The sequence below is a fragment of the Serratia ficaria genome (genome assembly GCF_900187015.1).
Taxonomy (GTDB): domain Bacteria; phylum Pseudomonadota; class Gammaproteobacteria; order Enterobacterales; family Enterobacteriaceae; genus Serratia; species Serratia ficaria.
The window spans coordinates 5163837-5189153 of record NZ_LT906479.1; the positions used below are offsets into that span (position 1 = coordinate 5163837).

Below are 25317 nucleotides of genomic sequence, written 5' to 3' on the forward strand. Positions count from 1 at the left end.
ATCTGATTACTCCTGCTTTACGCCGTATTGCTTGCCGACGGCCGCAGCCATCAACGCTTCCTGGGTGGCCTGTTCAATCGGGAACTCGCCGCTGAGCCGGCCTTCGTGCATCACCAGGATGCGATCGCTCATGCCCAGCACCTCCGGCATTTCCGAAGACACCAAAATGATGCTCAGCCCTTCCTGTTTGAACTGGTTGATTAACTGATAGATCTCTTTTTTGGCGCCGACGTCGACGCCGCGCGTCGGTTCGTCGAGGATCAGCACCTTCGGCCGGGTCATCAGGCCGCGGGCGATCGCCACTTTCTGCTGATTGCCGCCGGAGAGCAGACCAATCGGCTGCTCCATCGACGGGGTCTTGATATTGAACAAACGGATGAAGTCGCCCACCGCCTGCTGTTCATCGGCCTGCTTCAGGCTGCCGCCGGCGCGGCTGAAATAGCGCAGCGCGGTGAGCGACATGTTTTCCTTCACCGACATGCCCAAGACCAGGCCATCGCGCTTGCGGTCTTCGGAGATATAAACGATGCCGTTCGCCAGGCCGTCCTGCGGCGAATGGGCGATCACCTCATGCCCGTCGAGCGTCACGCCGCCGGCCTTGCGCGGCGCGGCGCCGTAAAGGATTTTCATCAGTTCGGTGCGCCCGGCGCCCATCAGCCCGGCCACGCCGAGAATTTCCCCGCGGTACAGCGTAAAGCTGACGTCGTCGACGCCGGGGCCGGAAAGGTGGCTGACCTGCAGGCGTTTTTCACCGCGCGGCAGCCGCAGCCGCGGATACTGCTCCTCCAGCTTGCGGCCGACCATCATTTCGATAAGCCGATCCTCCTGCAGCTCGCTTACCGGGCGCTCGGCGATAAACTGGCCGTCGCGGAACACCGTGACGTCATCGCAAATTTCAAAGATCTCTTTCAAGCGGTGCGAAATATAGACAATCCCGCGGCCTTCCGCCTTCAGCTCGTTGATCACCTTGAATAGGGAGGCGGTCTCGGTGTCGGTCAACGCATCCGTCGGCTCATCCATGATGATGACTTGCGATTCGAAGCTCAGCACCTTGGCGATCTCCACCATTTGCTGATCGCCGATCGACAGCTCGCCCACCGGCCGGTGGCTGCTGTAGCGCAGATTGAGGCGGGCCAGCAGCCGATCGGCCTCGGCGTACATGCGCTTCCAGTCGATGCGGCCGAAGCGGTTGACGAACTCGCGGCCGAGGAAGATGTTTTCCGCAATAGTCAGCTGCGGGATCAGGTTCAACTCCTGATGGATAATGCCGATGCCCGCATCCTGCGAATCTTTAGGCCCGTTAAACACCACCTCTTTACCGAGAAAAGACTGACTGCCGGCGTCTTTCTGGTAGATGCCGGTCAGCACTTTCATCATGGTGGATTTCCCGGCGCCGTTTTCTCCCACCAGCGCCATCACCTTGCCGGGATACACGCTAAGGGCGGCGCCGGAAAGCGCCTTCACGCCGGGAAAGGCTTTATCAATCCCTTTCAGTTGCAGTAAAGGTTGCATAAATGCCTCAGAAAGTTACGCCGGCGCACAGGATCAGGTTCGCATAAGGCGAACATTCCCCGCTGCGGATCACCGCCCGGCTGTGCCCGGTCTGCGCTTTAAACGCCTCATGGCTGATATAGCGCAGGCTGATGGTGTTTCCCTGGCGCTGGCCAAGCTCTGTCAGCTGGGCCAGCAACGCCTGATGGAGCGCCGGATTTTGCTCGACGATCTCTTCCGCCAGGATGGCGCTTTCTACCTGCATCTCCTGCGTCACCACCCCGAGCACCTGCAAAAATGTCGGCACTCCCTGGCTCAGCGCCAGATCGATGCGCTGCGTCACCGCCGGTATCGGCAGGCCCGCATCGCACAGGGTGAGCTGATCGGTATGGCCAAGCCGCGCAATCACCGCGGACAACTCAGCATTCAGTAATACGCCTTTTTTCATGTTCTCACTCCGGCAGCGAAACGTTTCGCTATGCGGCGAGTTTAAAAAAACGTCAGGGGAAGGCAACCGGGAGAATACAGAAGTGTGATCGCTATCGAAACGTTTCGCTCGCGCGGCGGGAAGCGCAAACGACAGGGGCCCAGCCTGGCTGAGCCCCTGAGAGGGAATTAAATCTCGACCTGAGTGCCGAGCTCGATCACCCGGTTCGGCGGGATTTCAAACTGGTCCGGCGCACGCAACGCGTTGCGGCTCAGCGCGATAAACAGCTTGCCGCGCAGGAACAGATACCACGGCCGCCTGGTGAGGATCAGCGATTCGTGCGACATGAAGAACGAGGTTTCCGTCATGCGGCACGGCAGCCCTTCCAGCCCGCAGCGGTGGAACACCTCCTCGACGTTCGGCGTTTCACGCCAGCCGTAGCTGGCCACCACCCGCCAGAAGGTCGGCGAAAGCTGTTCGATGGTCACGCGGCGCACGTTGTGCACGTAAGGCGCGTCCTCGGTGCGCAGCGTCAACAGCACCACCCGCTCATGCAGCACCTTGTTGTGCTTCAGATTGTGCAGCAACGCAAACGGGATCACGTTGATGGCGCGCGACATGAATACCGCCGTGCCGGGCACCCGCACCGGCGGCGATTTTTCCAGCGAAGCGATCATCGCTTCGAGGGAATTGCCGTGTTCGTGCATGCGGCGCAGCAGGCGGAAGCGTTCGCTCTTCCAGGTGGTCATGATGATGAACATCATCAGCGCCAGCATCAGCGGCAGCCAACCGCCGGAGAACAGCTTCAGGGCGTTGGCGGAGAACATCGGCACGTCGATAATCAGCAGGATAATCGCGATGCCGATCGCCAGGAAGCGATTCCAGTGCCAGTTTTTAATCGCCACCGAGGTGACCAGAATGCTGGTCAACACCATGGTGCCGGTGACCGCAATGCCGTACGCCGCCGCCAGGTTGCTGGAATGCTCGAAGCCGATGATCACCAGCACCACCGCGATGTACAGCGTCCAGTTAATCACCGGGATATAGATCTGGCCGGACTCCATTTCCGAGGTATGGATGATGCGCATCGGCGACAGATACCCCAGGCGCACCGCCTGGCGGGTCAGCGAGAATACGCCGGAAATCACCGCCTGCGAGGCGATGACCGTCGCCAGCGTCGCCAAAACAAGCAGCGGGATCAGCGCCCAGTCCGGCGCCAGCAGGAAGAACGGGTTTTTGATCGCCTCGGGATTTTTCAGCAGCAGCGCGCCCTGGCCAAAGTAGTTGAGCACCAGCGAAGGCAGCACCACGGTGAACCAGGCCAGACGAATCGGGAATTTACCGAAGTGGCCCATATCGGCATACAGCGCCTCGACGCCGGTGATCGACAGCACCACCGCCCCCAGCGCAAAGAACGACACCTTCTTGTATTCGAGGAAGAAGTTGAGCGCCCATTTTGGGTTCAGCGCCTGCAGCACCTCCGGGTTGGCCATGATGCTGCGCGCGCCCAGCACCGCCAGTACGATAAACCACAGCAGCATCACCGGGGCGAACAGCTTGCCGACGCTGCCGGTGCCGTGTTTTTGGATAACGAACAGCAGCGTCAGCACCAGAATGGACAGCGGCACGATATAAGCGTCAAGCGAAGGCGCGGCGATTTCCAGCCCCTCGATCGCCGACATCACCGATATCGCCGGGGTGATCACCACCTCGCCATAGAAGAAGCTGCCGCCTATCAGGCCCAGTATCACCAGCAGCGCGGTAGTGCGCGCCGAGGTATTGCGCCCGGCCAGGGACATCAGCGTCAGGATTCCGCCCTCGCCGGCGTTATCCGCCCGCATGACGTAGGTGAGATACTTGAGGGAAACGATGACGACCAACATCCAGAAGATCAGCGACAGGAAGCCGAATACCACGTCCGGACGCACATCGAAGCCATAATGGCCGGAGAAACACTCTCTCAGGGTATAGAGAGGGCTGGTGCCGATATCACCGTAAACCACCCCAATTGCCGCCAGGGTTACCGCCGATAAGGACTGTTTATGCTCTGTGCTCATAATTCGTTTCTTTTTCAGAACATCCGTTAGCGATGCATCCGCATCAAGCTAGAGATACGGGCTCGAAGATCCGTCACGCCCACTCGAAAGCCGCACAGTATGCACCATTTACACTGCTTGCCTACTCTTATATCAGAGCCGAAAAATAAACAAAATGTGAACCAGCCGCCCTTTTGATAATAGAAAGATTTTACTAATCAACAAGCTATACCATTAAAAATAATGGTGGTTTATCATCGGATTATCGACCAAGATTGGCTAACTCTCGGACAACGCGACAATTATATGGCGCCATCATCACTTCTGGCAGAACGAATTTCCCGCCTCAGCAGCGCGCTGGAGAGCGGTCTTTATGAACGGCAAGAGGCGATTCGCCTGTGCTTGCTGGCCGCATTGAGCGGCGAAAGCGTGTTCCTGCTCGGCCCGCCGGGCATCGCCAAGAGCCTGATTGCGCGCCGCTTGAAGTTCGCCTTCCGCAACGCCCGCTCGTTTGAATATCTGATGACGCGTTTCTCGACGCCGGAAGAGGTGTTCGGGCCGCTGTCGATTCAGGCGCTGAAAGACGAAGGGCGCTACCAGCGGCTGACCGCCGGTTACCTGCCGGAAGCGGAGATCGTGTTCCTGGATGAAATCTGGAAGGCCGGGCCGGCGATCCTCAACACCCTGCTGACGGCGATCAACGAGCGCCGCTTCCGCAACGGCAACAGCGAGGAACCGATCCCGCTGCGGCTGCTGGTGACCGCCTCCAACGAACTGCCGGAGGCGGATAACAGCCTGGAAGCGCTGTATGACCGCATGCTGATCCGCCTGTGGCTCGACAAGGTGCAGGACAAGCAGAACTTCCGTTCGCTGCTGGTCAATCGCCAGAGCGAAAGCATCAACCCGGTGCCGGAGGCGCTGAGCATCAGCGATGAAGAATTCCACCAATGGCAGCCGCAGATCGATAAGGTCAAACTGCCCGAGGCGTGCTTCGAGCTGATTTTCCAGCTGCGCCAGCGGCTGGACGCGCTGGAACAGGCGCCCTACGTTTCCGACCGCCGCTGGAAGAAAGCGCTGCGTCTGCTGCAGGCCTGCGCCTTCTTCAGCGGGCGCGACACCCTCGCCCCGCTGGACCTGATGCTGCTGAAAGACTGCCTGTGGCACGATCTCACCTCGCTGAAGCTGTTGCAGCAGCAGATTGACCAACTGCTGACCGAACAGGCTTATCAGCAGCAGTCGATGCTGATCCAACTGCAGCAGATACACACCCGCTGGCTGCAGGATCAACAGCAGCAAAGCGATCGCCAGGCTATCAGCCTGGTGAAAAAAGGCGGCATGTTCAGCCGCAGGCCGCAGTATGCGCCGGCGACGCCGTTCGCCGCCGGCACCCTGACCTTACTGCTGCAAAAACCGCTGCAGCTGCATGACATTCAAGTTAATCACCTGAGCATCGAAAGCGGCGCGCTGGACAACTGGCTGCAAAAAGGCGGTGACGTGCGCGCCAAGCTGAACGGCATCGGCTTTGCCCAGCAGATCGATCTGGAGGTGGATGAGCAGCTGCATCTGACGGTGCTGGACGTCAGCCGTCAACCTTCTCTGCTGGCGCTGCCGGGCAAGCAAACCACCGCCACGCCGCAGGCGCTGCTGGATGAAATGGAGGCATTGGCCCAGCGGCTGGCGGAGCAGCGCCGTCTGTTCAGCCAGCATCAGCCCTGCCTGTTCACCCCGGCCGCCGGCCTGGCCAAAATCGAAGCCAGCCTGCTGCAGGTGGCGGAACAGCTCAAACAGCAGCATCAGCAGATGCGCGGCCAGTAACCATGCTCAGCCTGGAGACGCTCGATCTGCTGCTGGCGATCACCGAAGGCGAGCTGATCGAAGAGATGATCGTCGGCATGCTGGCGGCGCCGCAGCTGACGGTGTTTTTCAAAAAGTTTCCCGCCATCCGCCGGGCGCTGGATCGCGACTTGCCGCGCTGGAAGCTGCAGCTCAAGGAGCGCATTCATGAGGCCATGGTGCCCCCGGCGCTGGCGCAGGAGTTTTATCGCTATCAGCAGTGCCAGCTGGAAAACAACGCCCAGTTCTACCATAACCTGAGCGATACGCTGGAGCTGCTGCGCCAGCTGGTCTCGCCGTTTTATGAACAGGCGCGCACGCTGGTGGACGCCGCCGATCTGCCCAATCATCCGCTGGACGACAGCTTTCAGACCCTGTTTCTGCAGCGCTGGCGCATCAGCCTGACGCTGCAGGCCACCATGCTGCACCACCAGCTGCTGGAGCAGGAGCGCGAACAGCTGATGGCGGAGCTGCAGGAGCGTCTGGCGCTGAGCGGCGCGCTGGAGCCGCTGCTGTCGGAAAACGACACCGCCGCCGGGCGGCTGTGGGACATGAGCAAAGGCCAGCTGCAGCGCGGCGACTACCAGCGGCTGGTGGAGTACGGCGATTTTCTGCAGCGGCAGCCGGAGCTGAAAAAGCTGGCGCAGCAGCTGGGCCGCAGCTATCAGGCCAAGGCGGTGCAGCAGCAGGATGCGCAGCCGGAGCCGTTTCGCGTGATGGTGCAGGTGCCGGCCACGCTGCCGGAAGAAGTCAGCGGCATTCACCAGAGCGATGATATCTTGCGCCTGCTGCCGCCGGAGCTGGCGACGCTGGGTATTGAAGAGCTGGAATTCGAGTTTTATCGCCGCCTGCTGGAAAAACGGCTGTTGAGCTATCGGCTGCAGGGCGACGTCTGGCAGGAGCAGATCCTGATCCGTCAGGTCACCCACCAGCAGCAGGATCAGCAGCCGCGCGGGCCGTTTATCGTCTGCGTGGATACCTCGGGCTCGATGGGCGGTTTCAACGAGCAGTGCGCCAAGGCGTTCTGCCTGGCGTTGCTGCGCATTGCGCTGGCGGATAACCGCCGCTGCTACATCATGCTGTTCGCCAATCAGATCGTGCATTACGAGCTCACCGCCGCCAGCGGCATCGAACAGGCGGTGCGCTTTCTCGGCCAACACTTCCGCGGCGGCACCGATCTGGCGGCCTGCCTGAACGCCACCGCCGGCAAGATGGCGGAAAGCGGCTGGTTTGACGCCGATGCGGTGATCATTTCTGACTTTATCGCCCAGCGCTTGCCGGATGAGGTAATAAAGAAGGTGAAACAGCAGCAGCAGAGCCATCATCAGCGCTTTCACGCGGTGGCGATGTCCGCCTATGGCAAACCCGGCATCATGCGCATCTTCGATCACATCTGGCGCTTTGATACCGGGCTAAAAAGCCGTCTGATGCGCCGCTGGCGGCGCTAGGCCGAATTACAGCAGGCCTTCGACCGCCCCACGCACTTCCGGCGACCACACGCCGCACTGCACCTGGCCGATGTGCGACAGCTGCAGCAGCAGCATCACCAGGCGCGACTGGCCGATACCGCCGCCGATGGTCTGCGGCATGTCGCCGCGCAGCAGCGACTGGTGCCACTCCAGCTTCAGGCGATCTTCATCGCCGGTCAACGCCAGCTGGCGCTTCAGCGCAGCGGCGTCGACGCGAATGCCCATAGAGGAAATTTCGAAGGCGTCCTGCAGCACCGGGTTCCACACCAGAATGTCACCGTTCAGTCCGGCCAGGCCTTCCGCCGCCTGAGTGGTCCAGTCATCATAATCCGGCGCCCGCACGTCGTGTGACTTGCCGTGCGACAGCTTGCCGCCGATGCCGATCAGGAACACCGCGCCCAATTCTTTGGCGATCGCCCGTTCACGGCCCTTGGCGTCCAGCGCCGGGTAACGCTGCAGCAGGGTTTCGCTGTGCACAAAGTGGATCTGTTCCGGCAGGAACGGCGCCAAGCCATATTCGCGGCTCACTTCCGCTTCCGTCGCCTTGATGGCCACATAAATGCTGCGCACGGTGCTTTTCAGGTAATCCAGGCTGCGTTCGCCGTCGCCCATCACCCGTTCCCAGTCCCACTGATCGACATACACCGAGTGGATGGCGCTCAGGCGATCTTCATCCGGGCGCAGCGCTTTCATATGGGTATACAGGCCCTCGCCGGCGCCGAAGTCGTGGCTGCCCAGCGTTTTGCGTTTCCATTTGGCCAGCGAGTGCACCACTTCGAAGGTGGCGTCCGGCAGGGTTTTTACCCTGACCTGCACCGCCTTCTCGCTGCCGGAAAGGTTGTCTTGCGTGCCGTCGCCCAGGCGGCTGAGGATCGGCGCCTGCACTTCAATCAGACCAAGCTGCTGTTCCAGCTGGCGGGAAAAGAAGGATTTAACCAGGCTGATTTGTTGTTGTTTTTGGATAAACTGTTTTTTCATTGCCGTATCTCTTATAAACCTGTCTCTGTTGCAGCGATTAAGCAACAGAACGGCAGCGATATTCAATATCCATCAATCAATATTGCCTTTTCACTTTTAATCGTTCATTTTTATGGCTGTATAATTCAACAATCATTAATTAATGGGGAATTAAATGGCGGAAATTTATCAGATCGATAATCTCGATCGCGGCATTCTCAACGCCCTGATGGACAATGCGCGCACGCCCTATGCCGAACTGGCGAAGAACTTTGCCGTCAGCCCCGGCACCATCCATGTGCGGGTCGAGAAGATGAAACAGGCCGGCATCATTACCGGCGCACGGATCGACGTGAATCCCAAACAGCTGGGTTACGACGTCTGCTGCTTCATCGGCATTATATTGAAGAGCGCCAAAGACTATCCTTCGGCGCTGAAGAAGCTGGAAAGCCTGGAGGAAGTGGTGGAGGCTTACTACACCACCGGCCACTACAGCGTGTTCATCAAAGTGATGTGCCGATCAATAGACGCGCTGCAACAGGTACTTATCAACAAGATCCAGACCATCGACGAGATCCAGTCCACCGAAACCCTGATCTCGCTGCAGAACCCCATCATGCGCACCATCACTCCCTAAGCGGCAAATTACTATACCCATATTATCCACAGGTAGATCCCAGCCGATTCACAGCGTACAATGCTGCCACTTTGTAGAAGGTTGGGATCGTTCATTCATGGCAGACATTACTCTGATCAGTGGCAGTACGCTTGGCAGCGCCGAATACGTTGCCGAACATTTGGCTGAAAAACTGGAAGAAGCCGGCTTCACCACCGAAATGCTGCACGGCCCTGAACTGGATGAGCTGACGCTGGCCGGACGCTGGCTGGTGGTGTCTTCCACCCACGGCGCCGGGGATCTTCCCGATAACCTGCAGCCGCTGCTGGACCAGATCGTCGAACAGCAACCCGATCTCTCCCAGGTGCAGTTTGGCGCAGTCGGTTTAGGCAGCTCGGAATACGATACCTTCTGCGGCGCGATCCAACGGATCGACGATCTTCTGATCGCCAGAGGGGCGAAAAGGATCGGCGATCGGCTCGAGATCGACGTGACCGAACACGAAATTCCCGAGGATCCGGCGGAGGAATGGGTGAAAAACTGGATTAATTTACTCTAATTCGCTTAAAGATCGCGCGAACGATTGTGGATAACTAAGCTTAAAAGCAGGGTAAAAGCGGTAGTTATCCCAATAACAACCCAAGGTCGCTTTTTGTCCTGTGTATAACATGCCATTTAGATCCCAGCTTATAAGCGCCAGGATCACCGATCATTCACAGCTAACGATCCTTCTTAATCCGCTGATCTCAATCGCGAATAATCACTTATCCACAGAGGATCGCGATCCTAATAAGAGATCTAATAAAGAGATCTTTAAATAAAAAAGATCTTCTTTTAATTACCGACGATCCTGACCACTTGGTCGATCGTCTAAACTTGAGTAGAATCCCCCACCCCAGGGCAAACAACGATCGTTCGCAATACGGCGAGGTGCAGTTCCATGTTTTATCCAGATCAATTTGACGTCATCATCATCGGTGGTGGCCATGCAGGTACCGAGGCCGCCATGGCCGCGGCGCGCATGGGGCGTCAGACTTTATTATTGACGCACAATATCGATACGCTGGGGCAGATGTCCTGCAACCCGGCGATTGGCGGTATTGGTAAAGGGCATCTGGTTAAGGAAATTGATGCACTCGGCGGGCTGATGGCCACGGCGATCGATCACGCCGGCATCCAGTTTAGGATACTAAACGCCAGCAAGGGCCCCGCGGTACGGGCAACCCGCGCTCAAGCCGACCGGGTGCTGTATCGCCAGGCGGTGCGCACTGCGCTGGAGAACCAGCCTAACCTGACTCTCTTCCAACAGCCGGTCGAGGATCTGATCGTGGAAAACGATCGGGTGGTGGGCGCCGTGACCCAGATGGGGCTGAAATTCCGCGCCAAGGCGGTGGTGCTGACCGTGGGCACCTTCCTGGACGGCAAGATCCACATCGGCCTGGAGAATTACAGCGGCGGCCGCGCCGGCGATCCTCCGTCGATCTCGCTGTCGCAACGCCTGCGTGAACTGCCGCTGCGCGTTAACCGGCTGAAAACAGGTACGCCGCCGCGCATCGACGCCCGCACCATCGATTTCAGCGTGTTGGCGCCGCAGCACGGCGATACGCCGGTGCCGGTGTTCTCCTTCCTGGGCGATGCCAGCCAGCATCCTGAACAGATGCCGTGCTATATCACCCACACCAATGAAAAAACCCATGACGTGATCCGCAATAACCTCGATCGCAGCCCGATGTACGCCGGGATCATCGAAGGGATCGGACCGCGCTACTGCCCGTCGATCGAAGACAAGGTGATGCGCTTCGCCGATCGTAACGCGCACCAGATCTTCCTCGAACCGGAAGGCCTGACCAGCAACGAAATTTATCCGAACGGCATCTCCACCAGCCTGCCGTTCGACGTGCAGATGCAGATCGTCCGTTCGATGGAAGGCATGCAAAACGCCCGCATCATTCGCCCGGGTTACGCCATCGAGTACGATTTCTTCGATCCGCGCGACCTGAAGCCGACGCTGGAAAGCAAATTCATTCAGGGCCTGTTCTTCGCCGGCCAGATCAACGGCACTACCGGTTATGAAGAAGCCGCGGCCCAGGGCCTGCTGGCCGGCCTGAACGCCGGACGCTACGCCGTGGAAGACGAAGGCTGGGCGCCGCGCCGCGATCAGGCTTATCTGGGCGTGCTGGTGGACGACCTCAGCACCCTCGGCACCAAAGAGCCGTACCGCATGTTCACCTCGCGCGCCGAATACCGTTTGATGCTGCGTGAAGACAACGCCGATCTGCGTCTGACCGAGAAAGGCCGCGAGCTGGGCCTGGTGGACGACGTGCGTTGGGCGCGCTACAGCGAGAAGCTGGAGCATATCGAGCGGGAGCGTCAGCGTCTGCGCGATATCTGGATGCATCCGCATGCCGAGAACGTCGAGCAGGTCAACGCGCTGCTGAAAGCGCCGCTGTCGCGCGAAGCCAACGGTGAAGAGCTGCTTCGCCGGCCGGAAATGGACTACTCGCTGCTGACCCGCGTAGACGCCTTTGCGCCGGCGCTGGCCGATACCCAGGCTGCCGAGCAGGTGGAGATCCAGGTTAAGTACGAAGGTTATATCGCTCGTCAGCAGGAAGAGATCGAAAAGCAACAGCGCAACGAAAACACCGTGCTGCCGCTGGATCTCGATTATCGCCAGGTGTCCGGGCTGTCGAACGAAGTGATCGCCAAGCTGAACGACCACAAGCCGAATTCGATTGGCCAGGCTTCGCGTATCTCCGGCATCACCCCGGCGGCGATCTCAATTTTGCTGATTTGGCTGAAAAAGCAGGGGCTGCTGCGCCGCAGCGCATAAAACCCGCATTTGAGCGGCCGTTTGTTCACCGGATGAGCAAACGGCCGCTGACATCAATCCCGGCCTGAATTATCATAGTCGCCTCGTAACGCCAGCCGCAGAACTGCTGGCCGTCAGCGCCTGTCAGAGGATCCGTTGTGCAAAAAAAATTAGACTCGCTGCTCGCGGCGGCAGGCATTGAACTGCCCGATCGGCAAAAGCAGCAGCTGCTGGGCTATGTCGGCATGCTGGATAAGTGGAACAAGGCGTATAACCTCACGTCGGTACGCGATCCGCAGCAAATGCTGGTGCGCCACATTCTCGACAGCATCGTGGTGGAGCCGCACCTGCAGGGCACACGCTTTATCGACGTCGGCACCGGGCCGGGGCTGCCGGGCATTCCGCTGGCGATCGTTCGCCCCGATTCACACTTCACGCTGCTGGACAGCCTGGGCAAGCGCGTGCGCTTCCTGCGGCAGGTGCAGCATGAACTGGGGTTGACCAATATCGAGCCGGTGCAGAGCCGCGTTGAAGCGTTCCCGGCCGAGCCGCCGTTCGACGGCGTCATCAGCCGCGCCTTCGCTTCGCTGCAGGACATGCTGTCCTGGTGCCACCATCTGCCGGCGAAAGGGCAGGGCCGTTTCTACGCGCTGAAGGGCGTGCGCCCGGATGAAGAGTTGGCGCAGCTGCCGGCAGACGTCAGCCTGGAGTCGGTGGTGCGGCTGCAGGTGCCTGAACTGGAAGGTGAACGCCATCTGGTGATCCTTAAGGCAAACTGAGTTTGCTTTTGATCAAACAAGCGTGAATTAACCGGTAGTGAAATGTGTAAAAGTAAGCAGGCTAATTAATTGGTCGCTTTTTTTAGTTAATTTACTTTTTATTAACACAAAAACGGCGGCTAATTAGCGACAATAGGGTAATTGCAGTTGGAAATAGTCACGTTAGCAATCATGTGCGAAAGATTTCGCTTTACTGCTAATGTTAATTGGTTGTTGGAATATTGCCCCGTTGTCTGTCAATAAAAGGTTTTTGCCGGGTATACGGATTGTTTTTGAACAGTTAACTTGTAATATTTTGATTTATATAATCTTTTGATCGCTCAAATTGCTAAAGACCTTTTGATTGACCATCGGCTATAAATCAGAAAGGCACATTATTGTGATCGATTTCGCGTTTCGTAGTGCAACGTTGGAATAATCAGACAATAAAATGCGGCCTATTATTCCGAACGATTTCTTGTGAAAATAGCCTGAAATGGGGCAATTTAAATAATTGTTCACCTTTTCGCTACTTATCGATTGAATTCGTTGGTATGCCCCGTATAATTTGCTCGTTTTTTGCTGCTTGACTCAGGACAGCAAAAACAGTTGTATACGTCACTCAGCATACCCCCTCAGGGGTACGGAGAGAACAAACGTCATGTCTGTGTCCCTTTACAGCGGGAAAGTCGCACGCAAACTGCTGTTCCTGCAGTTAATGACTTTTGTTCTGATCAGCGCTGCTTTCCTGCTGAAAAGCCCGGAATGGAGCGCTTCGGCACTGGCTGGCGGTCTTGCCGCCTGGTTGCCGAGTGCAATGTTTATGCTGTTTGCCTTGCGCCATCAGGCGCAGACGCCGGCGCCCGGACGGGTTGCCTGGTCGTTCGCCATCGGCGAGGGGCTAAAGGTCGTGATCACCATCGTTTTGCTGATCGTGGCGCTGGGGGTGTTCAAGGCGGAGTTTATACCGCTTGGCCTGACCTATTTAGCGGTGTTAGTGGTGCAGATAGTGGCACCGGCCGTGATTAACAGTTACCGAACTTAACTAAATAAGGGTAAGAGGCATCATGTCTGCAGGAGAAGTCTTGACTCCACAGGAGTATATCGGTCACCACCTGACGCAGCTTCAGGTCGGGACGGGGTTCTGGTCGATCAACATCGACTCGATGTTTTTCTCCGTTGTCCTCGGAGCTCTCTTCCTGGTGATCTTCCGCAAAGTGGCCAAAAACGCCACCAGCGGCGTGCCGGGTAAACTGCAAACCGCAGTGGAACTGGTGGTCGGGTTCGTCGACAGCAGCGTTCGCGACATGTATCACGGCAAGAGCAAAGTGATCGCGCCGCTGGCGTTGACCGTGTTCGTCTGGGTATTCCTGATGAACATGATGGACCTGCTGCCAATCGACCTCCTGCCGTACGTTGGCGAACACTTTTTCGGTCTGCCTGCGCTGCGCGTAGTGCCTACCGCCGACGTGAACGTGACCTTGTCGATGGCGTTGGGCGTATTTATCCTGATTCTGTTCTATAGCATCAAAATGAAAGGCGTTGGCGGGTTCGTTAAAGAGTTAACCATGCAGCCGTTCAACCACCCGGTATTCATTCCGATTAACCTGATTCTTGAAGGTGTCAGCCTGCTGTCCAAGCCTGTTTCACTGGGCCTGCGACTGTTCGGCAACATGTATGCGGGTGAGTTGATCTTCATCCTGATTGCCGGCCTGTTGCCGTGGTGGTCACAGTGGGTCCTGAGCTTGCCTTGGGCTATCTTCCACATCCTGATCATTACGCTTCAAGCCTTTATTTTCATGGTTCTGACGATCGTCTATCTGTCGATGGCGTCTGAAGAGCACTGATTTTCTTAAAACACTTGCACTTTTAAACTGAAACAAACTGGAGACTGTCATGGAAAACCTGAGTATGGATCTGCTGTACATGGCTGCCGCTGTGATGATGGGTTTAGCGGCAATCGGTGCTGCGATCGGTATCGGCATCCTGGGTGGTAAATTCTTGGAAGGCGCAGCGCGTCAGCCTGATCTGATTCCTCTGCTGCGTACACAGTTCTTTATCGTTATGGGTCTGGTTGACGCCATCCCGATGATCGCTGTTGGTCTGGGTCTGTACGTGATGTTCGCCGTCGCGTAAGTAGAGAATTTCTCTACACTGAAACCACACTATTAACTTTTAAAGAGGCATTGTGCTGTGAATCTTAACGCAACAATCCTCGGCCAGGCCATCGCGTTCGTTCTGTTTGTCTGGTTCTGCATGAAGTACGTATGGCCGCCGATTATGGCTGCCATCGAGAAGCGTCAGAAAGAAATTGCTGACGGTCTCGCTTCTGCAGAGCGTGCCAAAAAAGATCTGGACTTAGCGCAAGCCAATGCGACCGACCAGCTGAAAACTGCTAAAGCAGAAGCTCAGGTGATCATCGAGCAAGCGAACAAACGCAAAGCTCAGATCATGGATGAAGCGAAAGCCGAAGCCGAGCAGGAACGTAACAAAATCGTGGCGCAGGCTCAGGCTGAGATCGAAGCCGAACGTAAGCGCGCTCGTGAAGAGTTGCGTAAGCAAGTCGCGATGCTGGCAATTGCCGGCGCCGAGAAGATCATCGAACGTTCCGTGGATGAAGCTGCTAACAGCGACATCGTTGATAAACTGGTCGCTGAACTGTAAGGAGGGAGGGGCTGATGTCTGAATTTGTAACTGTAGCTCGCCCCTACGCCAAAGCAGCTTTTGACTTTGCCGTTGAGCACCAAAGCGTAGAGCGCTGGCAGGATATGCTGGCGTTTGCGGCTGTTGTCACTCGCAATGAACAGATTTCTGAACTGCTGTCTGGCGCGGTTGCGCCGGAGACGCTGTCCAAGACGTTCATCGCGGTTTGTGGCGATCGGCTCGACGAAAATGGCCAGAACTTTATCCGTGTAATGGCCGAAAATGGACGTTTACTGGTTCTTCCTGCCGTGCTGCAGCAGTTCATCGAACTGCGCGCCTCGCTGGAATCCACCGTCGAAGTCGAAGTGCTCTCTGCGAGCGCACTGAGCGACGAACAGCAGGCTAAAATTGCCGCTGCGATGGAAAAACGTCTGTCACGCAAAGTTAAGCTGAATTGCAAAATTGACAAGTCTGTACTGGCCGGCATTATCGTCCGCGCCGGCGATATGGTGATTGATGGCAGCGTTCGCGGTCGTCTTGAACGCCTGACAGACGTCTTGCAGTCTTAAGGGGACTGGAGCATGCAACTGAATTCCACCGAAATCAGCGAACTGATCAAGCAGCGCATTGCTCAGTTCAATGTAGTGAGCGAAGCTCACAATGAAGGTACTATCGTTTCCGTCAGCGACGGGATCATCCGCGTACACGGCCTGGCCGAAGTCATGCAGGGCGAGATGATCGCGCTGCCGGGCAACCGTTACGCAATCGCATTGAACCTGGAGCGCGACTCCGTAGGTGCCGTGGTTATGGGTCCGTACGCGGATCTGGCCGAAGGCATGAAGGTTAAGTGCACCGGCCGTATTCTGGAAGTTCCGGTTGGCCGTGGCCTGCTGGGCCGCGTTGTTAACACCCTGGGCGCGCCTATCGACGGTAAAGGCCCGGTTGAGAACGACGGTTTCTCCCCGGTTGAAGCCATCGCCCCTGGCGTTATCGAGCGTCAATCCGTTGACCAGCCGGTGCAGACTGGCTACAAATCTGTCGACGCCATGATTCCAATCGGCCGTGGCCAGCGTGAGCTGGTGATCGGCGACCGTCAGACCGGTAAAACCGCGCTGGCGATCGATGCGATCATCAACCAACGCGACTCCGGCATCAAATGCGTTTACGTGGCTATCGGCCAGAAAGCGTCCACCATCGCTAACGTGGTGCGCAAACTGGAAGAGCACGGCGCACTGGCCAACACCATCGTTGTGGTGGCTACCGCGTCTGAATCCGCCGCACTGCAATACCTGGCGCCATACGCCGGTTGTGCTATGGGTGAATACTTCCGTGACCGCGGTGAAGATGCGCTGATCGTATACGATGACCTGTCCAAACAGGCCGTCGCTTACCGTCAGATCTCCCTGCTGCTTCGTCGTCCGCCAGGTCGTGAAGCTTACCCGGGCGACGTATTCTACCTCCACTCCCGTTTACTGGAGCGTGCTGCGCGCGTTAACGCCGAATACGTTGAAGCCTTCACCAAAGGTGAAGTCAAAGGCCAAACCGGTTCACTGACCGCTCTGCCGATCATCGAAACCCAGGCGGGTGACGTTTCCGCGTTCGTTCCGACCAACGTAATCTCGATTACCGACGGTCAGATCTTCCTGGAATCCAACCTGTTCAACTCCGGTATTCGTCCGGCGGTTAACCCGGGTATCTCGGTATCCCGTGTGGGTGGTGCAGCGCAGACCAAGATCATGAAAAAACTGTCCGGTGGTATCCGTACCGCTCTGGCGCAGTATCGTGAACTGGCCGCGTTCTCCCAGTTCGCTTCCGATCTGGACGATGCGACCCGCAAACAGCTGAGCCACGGTCAGAAAGTGACCGAGCTGCTGAAACAGAAACAGTATGCGCCGATGTCGGTCGCACAACAGTCTCTGGTGCTGTTTGCCGCAGAACGCGGTTACCTGAACGACGTCGAAGTCGCGAAAGTCGTGAGCTTCGAAGCCGCGCTGGTTGCTTATGCGGACCGCGAGCACGCCGAACTGCTGAACCACATCAACCAAACTGGCAACTTCAACGATGAGATCGAAGGCAAGCTGAAAGGCGTGCTCGAGACCTTCAAGAAAACCCAGTCCTGGTAACGTCGAACGGTCCTGCTGTTGAAAAACAGCAGGCCGTCTGGCACTGAGGAGAAGCAGAGATGGCCGGCGCAAAAGAGATACGTAGTAAGATCGCTAGCGTGCAAAACACGCAAAAGATCACTAAAGCGATGGAAATGGTCGCCGCCTCCAAAATGCGTAAATCGCAGGAACGCATGGCGGCCAGCCGTCCTTATGCAGAGACCATGCGCAAAGTGATTGGTCACCTTGCGTTAGGGAATCTGGAGTACAAGCACCCGTACCTGGATGAGCGTGACGTTAAGCGCGTCGGGTATCTGGTGGTGTCTACTGACCGTGGTCTCTGCGGCGGCTTGAACATCAACCTGTTCAAAAAGCTGCTGGCGGAGATGAAAGGCTGGTCCGAAAAAGGCGTTGAAACTGATTTGGCGCTGATTGGCTCTAAAGCGGCCTCTTTCTTTGGTTCCGTGGGCGGCAACGTGGTTGCCCAGGTGACCGGCATGGGGGACAAACCTTCCCTGTCGGATCTGATCGGGCCGGTGAAAGTGATGCTGCAGGCCTACGACGAAGGTCGTTTGGACAAGCTGTACATTGTCAGCAACAAATTTGTCAATACGATGTCCCAGGAGCCGCAGGTCATTCAGCTGCTGCCGTTACCGCCAGCCGATGACGAAGAGCTGAAGAAAACGCCTTGGGATTACCTGTATGAACCCGATCCAAAAGTGCTGCTTGATACCTTGCTGCGCCGTTATGTGGAGTCGCAGGTTTATCAGGGCGTCGTGGAAAACCTGGCCAGCGAGCAGGCCGCACGAATGGTCGCGATGAAAGCCGCAACCGATAACGGCGGTAGCCTGATCAAAGAGCTGCAGTTGGTTTACAACAAGGCTCGTCAGGCCAGCATCACTCAGGAACTCACCGAGATCGTTTCGGGAGCCTCCGCGGTTTAACCAGGTTATTACCCCAAATAGTTCAGATTGCGGGAAGGCGGCAACTGAGCGAATCCCCTGGCGCTTACCGGAGTAAGCAACCGGGGTGAGAGAAGGCAGCCAACGCGCCTGCAGTTTGAAATATGACGGGTAAACGAATTACGTAGAGGATTCAAGATGGCTACTGGAAAGATTATCCAGGTAATCGGCGCCGTGGTGGACGTCGAGTTCCCTCAGGATGCCGTACCAAAAGTGTACGATGCCCTTGAGGTAGAAAACGGTACCGAGAAACTGGTGCTGGAAGTTCAGCAGCAGCTGGGCGGTGGCGTCGTTCGCTGTATCGCAATGGGGACCTCTGACGGTCTGCGTCGCGGTCTGAAAGTGAACAACCTGGAACACCCGATTGAAGTGCCGGTGGGTAAAGCTACCCTGGGCCGTATCATGAACGTATTGGGCGAACCAATCGACATGAAAGGCGAGATCGGCGAAGAAGAGCGTTGGGCGATTCACCGTCCTGCGCCAAGCTACGAAGAGCTGTCCAACTCCCAGGACCTGCTGGAAACCGGTATCAAGGTAATGGACCTGATTTGTCCGTTCGCCAAGGGCGGTAAAGTCGGTCTGTTCGGTGGTGCGGGCGTGGGCAAAACCGTAAACATGATGGAGCTGATCCGTAACATCGCGATCGAGCACTCCGGTTATTCCGTGTTTGCGGGCGTGGGCGAGCGTACTCGTGAGGGTAACGACTTCTACCACGAAATGAACGACTCCAACGTTCTGGACAAAGTATCCCTGGTTTACGGCCAGATGAACGAGCCGCCGGGTAACCGTCTGCGCGTTGCATTGACCGGCCTGACCATGGCGGAGAAATTCCGTGACGAAGGCCGCGACGTTCTGCTGTTCGTTGACAACATTTACCGTTACACCCTGGCCGGTACCGAAGTGTCCGCACTTCTGGGCCGTATGCCATCCGCGGTAGGTTATCAGCCAACGCTGGCGGAAGAGATGGGCGTTCTGCAAGAACGTATCACCTCGACCAAGACCGGTTCCATCACCTCCGTACAGGCCGTTTACGTTCCTGCGGATGACTTGACCGACCCGTCGCCAGCCACCACCTTTGCGCACTTGGACGCAACCGTGGTACTGAGCCGTAACATCGCTTCCCTGGGTATCTACCCGGCCGTTGACCCGCTGGATTCCACCAGCCGTCAGCTGGATCCGCTGGTGGTTGGCCAGGAACACTACGACGTAGCGCGTGGCGTGCAGTCCATTCTGCAACGCTACCAGGAGCTGAAAGATATCATCGCCATCCTGGGTATGGACGAGCTGTCTGAAGAAGACAAGCTGGTTGTATCCCGTGCGCGTAAAATCCAACGCTTCCTGTCTCAGCCGTTCTTCGTGGCAGAAGTCTTCACCGGTTCTCCGGGCAAGTTCGTATCGCTGAAAGACACCATTCGTGGTTTCAAAGGCATTATGGACGGCGACTACGACCACCTGCCAGAACAGGCGTTCTACATGGTTGGCGCCATTGAAGAAGCAGTGGAAAAAGCCAAGAAACTGTAACGCCTTGAGAGGAGGGTGATATGGCTATGACTTACCATCTGGATGTCGTCAGCGCGGAAAAGCAGATGTTTTCCGGCCTGGTGCAGAAGATCCAGGTGACAGGCAGCGAAGGTGAACTGGGGATCTTCCCTGGCCATGCGCCGCTGCTGACTGCCATCAAGCCTGGCATGGTGCGTATTGTTAAACAGCACGGTGAAGAAGAGTTCATCTACCTGTCCGGCGGTATCCTTGAGGTACAGCCGAGCGTGGTTACCGTGCTGGCGGACACTGCTATCCGTGGAACTGACCTCGACGAAGCGAGAGCGCTGGAAGCTAAGCGTAAAGCTGAGGAACACATTCGCAGCTCTCATGGCGATGTCGACTATGCTCAGGCATCCGCTGAACTGGCGAAAGCGATCGCAAAACTTCGCGTTATCGAGCTCACCAGAAAAGCGATGTAAGGTTTGGGTGCTCAACGTGCACCCAAATTTAAGAAAGCGGCCTATAGGGTCGCTTTTTTTTTGCTTTAAAATAACCGTTTCGGCCCGGCGACCATTGTGGTGTATAACCGCCAATACCCTGAGGGAAACGTCGCCGATCGCCGACAGTTTTTTCATCCCGGCGCAGAATTAACCGGGTCGGCGACAAGCCAAGGCTCGCGCGGCCTGAGCCCGGTTCGTGCAGAGAAATATGTAGTAATTTAGTCACTAAACGGTTTTACTTTCGTCTATCAAAATGGAGTTATCAGGTTGCTTATGTCGAACAGCGCAATGAGTGTGGTGATCCTCGCCGCGGGCAAGGGAACACGCATGTATTCCGATCTTCCCAAGGTGTTGCATCCGCTGGCGGGCAAGCCAATGGTGCAGCACGTCATTGATGCCGCGATGAAACTGGGCGCGCAAAACGTCCATCTGGTGTATGGCCACGGCGGCGACCTGCTGAAAAGCACCCTGTCCGACGGCGCCCTGAACTGGGTGCTGCAGGCGGAACAGCTGGGCACCGGCCATGCCATGCAGCAGGCCGCGCCGCACTTCGCCGACGACGAAGACGTGCTGATGCTGTACGGCGACGTGCCGCTGATCTCTGTCGACACGCTCACGCGCCTGCTGGCGGCCAAGCCGCAGGGCGGCATCGGCCTGCTGACGGTGAAGCTGGACGACCCAACCGGCTACGGCCGCATCGTGCGTGAAAACGGCGAGGTGGTGGGCATCGTGGAGCATAAGGACGCCGGCGAAGCGCAGCGCCAGATCAACGAAATCAACACCGGCATCCTGGTGGCCAACGGGCGTGACCTTAAACGCTGGCTGGGGATGCTGAGCAACGACAACGCGCAGGGCGAGTACTACATCACGGATATCATCGCTCTGGCCCATGCCGACGGCAAAAAGATCGAGGCGGTGCATCCGGCGCGTCTGAGCGAAGTGGAAGGCGTCAACAATCGCCTGCAGCTGGCGCGGCTTGAGCGGGTGTATCAGTCGGAACAGTCTGAAAAGCTGCTGCTGGCCGGCGTTATGCTGCTGGATCCGGCGCGCTTCGATCTGCGCGGTGAACTTGTCCACGGCCGCGACGTTTCTATCGACGCCAACGTGATTATCGAAGGCCGCGTCACGCTGGGCGACCGGGTGAAAATCGGCGCGGGTTGCGTACTGAAAAACTGCGCGATCGGCGACGGCTGCGAGATCAGCCCGTACAGCGTGCTGGAAGACGCGGTGCTGGAAGCCGACTGCACCGTCGGGCCTTTCGCTCGCCTGCGTCCCGGCGCCGAACTGGCGGCCGGCGCCCACGTCGGCAACTTCGTGGAAATGAAAAAGGCGCGCCTCGGCAAAGGCTCGAAAGCCGGCCACCTGAGCTATCTGGGCGACGCCGAGATTGGCGACGACGTGAATATCGGCGCCGGCACCATCACCTGCAACTACGATGGCGCCAATAAGCACAAGACCATCATCGGCGACGGCGTGTTCGTCGGCTCCGATACCCAGCTGGTGGCGCCGGTATCGGTCGGCAAAGGCTCCACCATCGCCGCCGGCACCACGGTGACGCGCGATATCGGCGACGATGAGCTGGTGCTGAGCCGCGTCAAGCAGGTGCATATTCAGGGCTGGCAACGTCCGCTGAAGAAGAAATAGGGGAAGCCCTTCATATTTCGAACCGCAGCGTTGTTGGCTTCATGCCGGAACCCCAGTCACTTACTTGAGTAAGCTCCTGGGGATTCTGGCATTTGCCGCCTAGCTGCAGCCCGAAATCTATTGGGCGGTAGTATAAAGAGTATGTTTTATATTGCGCTCCAATGCAGAGCCCAATACAAAACATAATAATCCCCACCATCTACAGGCTCGGGGCCGCACGGTAAAAACCGGCGAAAATCAGGTCAAGACATCGAAAGCGTCCTTAAAGGGCGTTTAATTAGGAATACAACTGATGTGTGGAATTGTAGGCGCAGTAGCGCAACGTGATATTGCAGAAATCCTGTTGGAAGGTTTACGCCGTCTCGAGTACCGCGGTTACGACTCCGCCGGTTTGGCGGTGGTTGATGCCGAAGGCAACGTCAGCCGCCTGCGCCGCGTAGGCAAGGTGAATGCGCTTTCCGAAGCCGCAGAGCAGCATGAACTGCACGGCGGCACCGGTATCGCTCATACCCGCTGGGCGACCCACGGCGAACCGACCGAAGCGAACGCGCACCCGCATGTTTCCGATTACATTACCGTGGTGCATAACGGCATTATCGAAAACCACGAACCGCTGCGTGAACTGCTGATCGAACGCGGTTATCGTTTCAGCTCGGAAACCGACACCGAGGTGATTGCCCACCTGGTGCACTGGGAGCAAAAGCAGGGCGGCACGCTGCTGGAAGTGGTCCAGCGCGTGATCCCGCAGCTGCGCGGCGCCTATGGCACCGTGGTGATGGATAGCCGCGATCCCAGCGTGCTGGTGGCTGCGCGTTCCGGCAGCCCGCTGGTGATTGGCCGCGGCGTCGGCGAAAACTTCATCGCTTCCGATCAGCTGGCGCTGCTGCCGGTAACCCGTCGCTTTATCTTCCTGGAAGAAGGCGACGTGGTGGAAGTGACCCGCCGCACCGTCAGCATTTTCGACAAGCAGGGCAACGCCATCGAGCGCCCTGAAATCGAATCTCAGGTGCAGTACGACGCCGGCGACAAGGGCGCTTACCGCCACTACATGCAAAAAGAGATCTACGAACAGCCGCTGGCGCTGAAAAACACCCTGGAAGGGCGTTTCAGCCAGGGGCAAATCAACCTGAGCGAGCTGGGCCCGCGCGCCGACGAACTGCTGGCGAAGGTACAGCACGTGCAGATTATCGCCTGCGGCACTTCCTACCACTCCGGCATGGTGGCGCGTTACTGGTTCGAAGCGCTGGCCGGCGTACCGTGCGACGTCGAAATCGCCTCCGAATTCCGCTACCGCAAATCGGCGGTGCGCCCGGGCAGCCTGATCATCACCCTGTCCCAATCCGGTGAAACCGCCGATACCCTGGCGGCGCTGCGCCTGTCCAAAGAGCTGGGCTATCTGGGGTCGCTGGCGGTGTGCAACGTGGCCGGTTCTTCGCTGGTGCGCGAATCCGATCTGGCGCTGATGACCCGGGCCGGCACCGAAATCGGCGTGGCCTCCACCAAGGCCTTCACCACCCAGCTGGCGGTATTGCTGATGCTGGTGGCGCGCCTCGGCCGCCTGAAGGGCATGGCGGAAAGCGTCGAGCATGACATCGTGCATGCGCTGCAGGCGTTGCCGGCGCGCATCGAGCAGATGCTGTCGATGGACAAAAACATCGAGGCGCTGGCGGAAGGTTTCTCCGACAAGCACCACGCGCTGTTCCTCGGCCGCGGCGATCAGTACCCGATCGCCATGGAAGGGGCGCTGAAGCTGAAAGAGATCTCCTACATTCACGCCGAAGCCTATGCGGCGGGCGAGCTGAAGCATGGCCCGCTGGCGCTGATCGACGCCGATATGCCGGTGATCGTGGTGGCGCCGAACAACGAGCTGTTGGAAAAGCTGAAATCCAACATTGAAGAAGTGCGCGCGCGCGGCGGCCAGCTGTACGTGTTCGCCGATCAGGACGCCGGCTTCGTCAGCAGCGAAGGCATGACCATCATCCCTCTGCCGCACGTCGAAGAAATCGTGGCACCAATCTTCTACACCGTGCCGTTGCAGCTGCTGTCTTACCACGTGGCGCTGATCAAAGGCACCGACGTTGACCAGCCGCGCAACCTGGCGAAGTCTGTCACCGTAGAGTAATTTTTCTCAGGCATCATCGAAAAGCCGGCCGCTGCGCCGGCTTTTTTCATGGCGGCAACCACCATGACACCGAAGCGACATTTTGAATAAAAGTTGTCATATTCAAGCGGATAGATAGGGTGAAAACGGTTTTTTTATTGATTGATAATTGAGGTGTTTTATATTTAACTGGCTGATTTTTATGGTGAGTTAGCCTGTTTTTATCGGGTGTAATATAACTGTCATATTGCGTACATTTTTCTGTCACCAAACTGTCCTATTTTCCCTCCTGCAGCAATACTTACTCTGATTAAAACGACTCGAAGTCGATTTTAAATATCCCATTAGGAGGGATTATGAAACTGATGCGTACCACCGTCGCCAGTATTGTGGCAGCGACTTTCTCCCTGACCGCCGTGTCCGCGTTCGCTGCTGCCAGCCTGACCGGTGCAGGTGCGACATTCCCCGCTCCGGTTTACGCCAAGTGGGCAGATTCTTATCAGAAAGAAACCGGCAACAAAGTTAACTATCAGGGGATCGGTTCCTCTGGCGGCGTGAAGCAGATCGTGGCCAATACCGTTGACTTTGGCGCCTCCGACGCCCCGCTGTCCGACGACAAGCTGGCGGCTGACGGCCTGTTCCAGTTCCCGACCGTGATCGGCGGCGTGGTGCTGGCGGTCAATATACCGGGCATCAAATCCGGCGAACTGACGCTGGACGGCCAAACCCTGGGCGATATCTACCTGGGCAACGTGAAGAAATGGAATGACCCGGCAATCGCCAAGCTGAACCCGGGCGTGAAGCTACCGGATCAAAATATCGCCGTGGTGCGCCGTGCTGACGGCTCAGGCACCTCGTTCGTGTTCACCAGCTACCTGGCCAAGGCCAACGCGCAGTGGAAAGAGAAAATCGGCGCCGGTTCTACCGTTAACTGGCCAACCGGCCTGGGCGGCAAGGGCAACGACGGCATCGCCGCCTTCGTACAGCGTCTGCCTGGCTCCATCGGCTACGTTGAGTACGCCTACGCCAAGCAGAACAACCTGGCTTACACCAAGCTTATCTCCGCAGACGGCAAGCCGGTGAGCCCGACCGAAGAGAGCTTCAGCAACGCCGCCAAAGGCGTGGACTGGAGCAAGACCTTCGCACAGGACCTGACCAACCAGAAAGGTGAGGACGCGTGGCCTATCACCTCCACCACCTTCATCCTGGTGCACAAAGAGCAGAAAAACCCTGCTCAGGGCGCCGAAGTGCTGAAATTCTTCGACTGGGCGTACAAAACCGGCGCCAAACAGGCTAACGACCTGGACTACGCTTCTCTGCCGAACGAAGTGGTTGAGCAGGTGCGCGCGGCATGGAAAACCAACGTAAAAGACAGTTCCGGTAAAGCGCTGTACTAACAACGCAGGGGCGCGGGTAACGCCGCGCCCCACTCAGTTTTTCAGGGTTCAGCCCGTATTGGGTGGGCCTGCCAGGGTTAAAACAGAGAG

22 protein-coding genes are annotated in these 25317 nt (G+C 57.5%); 18 read left to right on the forward strand and 4 right to left on the reverse strand.

Translation table 11 applies throughout. The features are described from left to right. Window positions 1–6: 6 nt before the first annotated feature. The 3 genes from rbsA to kup form a co-directional block, all read right to left on the reverse strand. Window positions 7–1512, reverse strand: a complete 1506-nt coding sequence (gene rbsA / locus CKW09_RS24135; protein WP_095099882.1) for a ribose ABC transporter ATP-binding protein RbsA — start codon at window positions 1510–1512, stop codon at window positions 7–9. 7 nt (window positions 1513–1519) lie between these two features. Next, window positions 1520–1939 (reverse strand): D-ribose pyranase, encoded by a 420-nt coding sequence (rbsD, locus tag CKW09_RS24140; RefSeq protein WP_061800251.1) that lies wholly within the window; start codon window positions 1937–1939, stop codon window positions 1520–1522. A gap of 167 nt (window positions 1940–2106) precedes the next feature. Further along, window positions 2107–3975: a low affinity potassium transporter Kup gene (gene kup, locus CKW09_RS24145; protein ID WP_061800253.1), complete on the reverse strand. Its 1869-nt coding sequence runs from the start codon at window positions 3973–3975 to the stop codon at window positions 2107–2109. Between the two features lie 285 nt (window positions 3976–4260). On the opposite strand from kup, the gene ravA reads away from it, so the two are divergent. After that, a complete protein-coding gene (ravA, locus tag CKW09_RS24150) occupies window positions 4261–5769 on the forward strand; it encodes an ATPase RavA (protein WP_095100322.1) in 1509 nt (502 codons plus the stop codon). Window positions 5770–5771: 2 nt separating this feature from the next. Further along, window positions 5772–7235 carry an ATPase RavA stimulator ViaA gene (gene viaA, locus CKW09_RS24155; protein ID WP_061800258.1) on the forward strand — a complete coding sequence of 488 codons (1464 nt, stop codon included), beginning with the start codon at window positions 5772–5774 and terminating at the stop codon, window positions 7233–7235. A gap of 6 nt (window positions 7236–7241) precedes the next feature. Here the strand turns inward: viaA and asnA are convergent, their stop codons facing one another. Beyond that, on the reverse strand, window positions 7242–8234 hold the full coding sequence (gene asnA, locus CKW09_RS24160; RefSeq protein WP_095099885.1) for an aspartate--ammonia ligase: 993 nt from the start codon (window positions 8232–8234) through the stop codon (window positions 7242–7244). Window positions 8235–8388: 154 nt separating this feature from the next. Between asnA and asnC the strand changes: the two genes are divergently transcribed. The 16 genes from asnC to pstS all read left to right on the forward strand — a co-directional run bounded on the left by asnC (window position 8389) and on the right by pstS (window position 25227). Beyond that, window positions 8389–8850 carry a transcriptional regulator AsnC gene (gene asnC, locus CKW09_RS24165; protein WP_061800261.1) on the forward strand — a complete coding sequence of 154 codons (462 nt, stop codon included), beginning with the start codon at window positions 8389–8391 and terminating at the stop codon, window positions 8848–8850. 97 nt (window positions 8851–8947) lie between these two features. Next, window positions 8948–9388 (forward strand): FMN-binding protein MioC, encoded by a 441-nt coding sequence (mioC, locus tag CKW09_RS24170; RefSeq protein ID WP_061800262.1) that lies wholly within the window; start codon window positions 8948–8950, stop codon window positions 9386–9388. A gap of 381 nt (window positions 9389–9769) precedes the next feature. After that, a complete protein-coding gene (gene mnmG / locus CKW09_RS24175; protein ID WP_095099888.1) occupies window positions 9770–11659 on the forward strand; it encodes a tRNA uridine-5-carboxymethylaminomethyl(34) synthesis enzyme MnmG in 1890 nt (629 codons plus the stop codon). Window positions 11660–11796: 137 nt separating this feature from the next. After that, the gene (gene rsmG / locus CKW09_RS24180; protein ID WP_095099892.1) at window positions 11797–12417 is read left to right on the forward strand and encodes a 16S rRNA (guanine(527)-N(7))-methyltransferase RsmG; all 621 of its coding nucleotides are present in this window, start codon (window positions 11797–11799) and stop codon (window positions 12415–12417) included. Between the two features lie 640 nt (window positions 12418–13057). Then, the gene (gene atpI, locus CKW09_RS24185; protein WP_061800269.1) at window positions 13058–13441 is read left to right on the forward strand and encodes a F0F1 ATP synthase subunit I; all 384 of its coding nucleotides are present in this window, start codon (window positions 13058–13060) and stop codon (window positions 13439–13441) included. 22 nt (window positions 13442–13463) lie between these two features. After that, complete coding sequence (atpB, locus tag CKW09_RS24190; protein WP_095099895.1) at window positions 13464–14243, forward strand: F0F1 ATP synthase subunit A; 780 nt, start codon at window positions 13464–13466, stop codon at window positions 14241–14243. A gap of 49 nt (window positions 14244–14292) precedes the next feature. Next, the gene (gene atpE, locus CKW09_RS24195; RefSeq protein ID WP_004093904.1) at window positions 14293–14532 is read left to right on the forward strand and encodes a F0F1 ATP synthase subunit C; all 240 of its coding nucleotides are present in this window, start codon (window positions 14293–14295) and stop codon (window positions 14530–14532) included. Window positions 14533–14589: 57 nt separating this feature from the next. After that, complete coding sequence (atpF, locus tag CKW09_RS24200) at window positions 14590–15060, forward strand: F0F1 ATP synthase subunit B (protein WP_004933804.1); 471 nt, start codon at window positions 14590–14592, stop codon at window positions 15058–15060. A 14-nt stretch (window positions 15061–15074) separates the two neighbouring features. Then, window positions 15075–15608 carry a F0F1 ATP synthase subunit delta gene (gene atpH / locus CKW09_RS24205; RefSeq protein ID WP_061800272.1) on the forward strand — a complete coding sequence of 178 codons (534 nt, stop codon included), beginning with the start codon at window positions 15075–15077 and terminating at the stop codon, window positions 15606–15608. Between the two features lie 12 nt (window positions 15609–15620). Continuing rightward, window positions 15621–17162 carry a F0F1 ATP synthase subunit alpha gene (gene atpA / locus CKW09_RS24210; RefSeq protein WP_061800275.1) on the forward strand — a complete coding sequence of 514 codons (1542 nt, stop codon included), beginning with the start codon at window positions 15621–15623 and terminating at the stop codon, window positions 17160–17162. Window positions 17163–17221: 59 nt separating this feature from the next. Next, the gene (gene atpG / locus CKW09_RS24215; RefSeq protein ID WP_061800276.1) at window positions 17222–18085 is read left to right on the forward strand and encodes a F0F1 ATP synthase subunit gamma; all 864 of its coding nucleotides are present in this window, start codon (window positions 17222–17224) and stop codon (window positions 18083–18085) included. Between the two features lie 156 nt (window positions 18086–18241). Beyond that, entirely contained in the window at window positions 18242–19624 is a 1383-nt protein-coding gene (gene atpD / locus CKW09_RS24220) for a F0F1 ATP synthase subunit beta (RefSeq protein WP_061800277.1), read from the forward strand. Window positions 19625–19644: 20 nt separating this feature from the next. Next, on the forward strand, window positions 19645–20064 hold the full coding sequence (locus CKW09_RS24225; protein WP_004933814.1) for a F0F1 ATP synthase subunit epsilon: 420 nt from the start codon (window positions 19645–19647) through the stop codon (window positions 20062–20064). Window positions 20065–20358: 294 nt separating this feature from the next. Further along, the gene (gene glmU / locus CKW09_RS24230) at window positions 20359–21729 is read left to right on the forward strand and encodes a bifunctional UDP-N-acetylglucosamine diphosphorylase/glucosamine-1-phosphate N-acetyltransferase GlmU (protein ID WP_095099898.1); all 1371 of its coding nucleotides are present in this window, start codon (window positions 20359–20361) and stop codon (window positions 21727–21729) included. Window positions 21730–22021: 292 nt separating this feature from the next. Then, window positions 22022–23851 (forward strand): glutamine--fructose-6-phosphate transaminase (isomerizing), encoded by a 1830-nt coding sequence (gene glmS, locus CKW09_RS24240; protein ID WP_061800279.1) that lies wholly within the window; start codon window positions 22022–22024, stop codon window positions 23849–23851. Between the two features lie 335 nt (window positions 23852–24186). Next, window positions 24187–25227: a phosphate ABC transporter substrate-binding protein PstS gene (gene pstS / locus CKW09_RS24245; protein WP_061800281.1), complete on the forward strand. Its 1041-nt coding sequence runs from the start codon at window positions 24187–24189 to the stop codon at window positions 25225–25227. Window positions 25228–25317: the final 90 nt, after the last annotated feature.

Excerpts from the sequence above, each read along its gene's own strand:
- atpI (WP_061800269.1), top strand. The coding sequence starts at position 13,058 with ATGTCTGTGTCCCTTTACAGCGGGAAAGTCGCACGCAAACTGCTGTTC.
- asnC (WP_061800261.1), top strand. The coding sequence starts at position 8,389 with ATGGCGGAAATTTATCAGATCGATAATCTCGATCGCGGCATTCTCAAC.
- atpD (WP_061800277.1), top strand. The coding sequence starts at position 18,242 with ATGGCTACTGGAAAGATTATCCAGGTAATCGGCGCCGTGGTGGACGTC.
- kup (WP_061800253.1), bottom strand. The coding sequence starts at position 3,975 with ATGAGCACAGAGCATAAACAGTCCTTATCGGCGGTAACCCTGGCGGCA.
- rbsA (WP_095099882.1), bottom strand. The coding sequence starts at position 1,512 with ATGCAACCTTTACTGCAACTGAAAGGGATTGATAAAGCCTTTCCCGGC.
- atpA (WP_061800275.1), top strand. The coding sequence starts at position 15,621 with ATGCAACTGAATTCCACCGAAATCAGCGAACTGATCAAGCAGCGCATT.
- pstS (WP_061800281.1), top strand. The coding sequence starts at position 24,187 with ATGAAACTGATGCGTACCACCGTCGCCAGTATTGTGGCAGCGACTTTC.
- asnA (WP_095099885.1), bottom strand. The coding sequence starts at position 8,234 with ATGAAAAAACAGTTTATCCAAAAACAACAACAAATCAGCCTGGTTAAA.
- glmU (WP_095099898.1), top strand. The coding sequence starts at position 20,359 with ATGTCGAACAGCGCAATGAGTGTGGTGATCCTCGCCGCGGGCAAGGGA.
- mnmG (WP_095099888.1), top strand. The coding sequence starts at position 9,770 with ATGTTTTATCCAGATCAATTTGACGTCATCATCATCGGTGGTGGCCAT.
- viaA (WP_061800258.1), top strand. The coding sequence starts at position 5,772 with ATGCTCAGCCTGGAGACGCTCGATCTGCTGCTGGCGATCACCGAAGGC.
- glmS (WP_061800279.1), top strand. The coding sequence starts at position 22,022 with ATGTGTGGAATTGTAGGCGCAGTAGCGCAACGTGATATTGCAGAAATC.
- atpH (WP_061800272.1), top strand. The coding sequence starts at position 15,075 with ATGTCTGAATTTGTAACTGTAGCTCGCCCCTACGCCAAAGCAGCTTTT.
- ravA (WP_095100322.1), top strand. The coding sequence starts at position 4,261 with ATGGCGCCATCATCACTTCTGGCAGAACGAATTTCCCGCCTCAGCAGC.
- atpE (WP_004093904.1), top strand. The coding sequence starts at position 14,293 with ATGGAAAACCTGAGTATGGATCTGCTGTACATGGCTGCCGCTGTGATG.
- rbsD (WP_061800251.1), bottom strand. The coding sequence starts at position 1,939 with ATGAAAAAAGGCGTATTACTGAATGCTGAGTTGTCCGCGGTGATTGCG.
- atpG (WP_061800276.1), top strand. The coding sequence starts at position 17,222 with ATGGCCGGCGCAAAAGAGATACGTAGTAAGATCGCTAGCGTGCAAAAC.
- CKW09_RS24225 (WP_004933814.1), top strand. The coding sequence starts at position 19,645 with ATGGCTATGACTTACCATCTGGATGTCGTCAGCGCGGAAAAGCAGATG.
- atpB (WP_095099895.1), top strand. The coding sequence starts at position 13,464 with ATGTCTGCAGGAGAAGTCTTGACTCCACAGGAGTATATCGGTCACCAC.
- mioC (WP_061800262.1), top strand. The coding sequence starts at position 8,948 with ATGGCAGACATTACTCTGATCAGTGGCAGTACGCTTGGCAGCGCCGAA.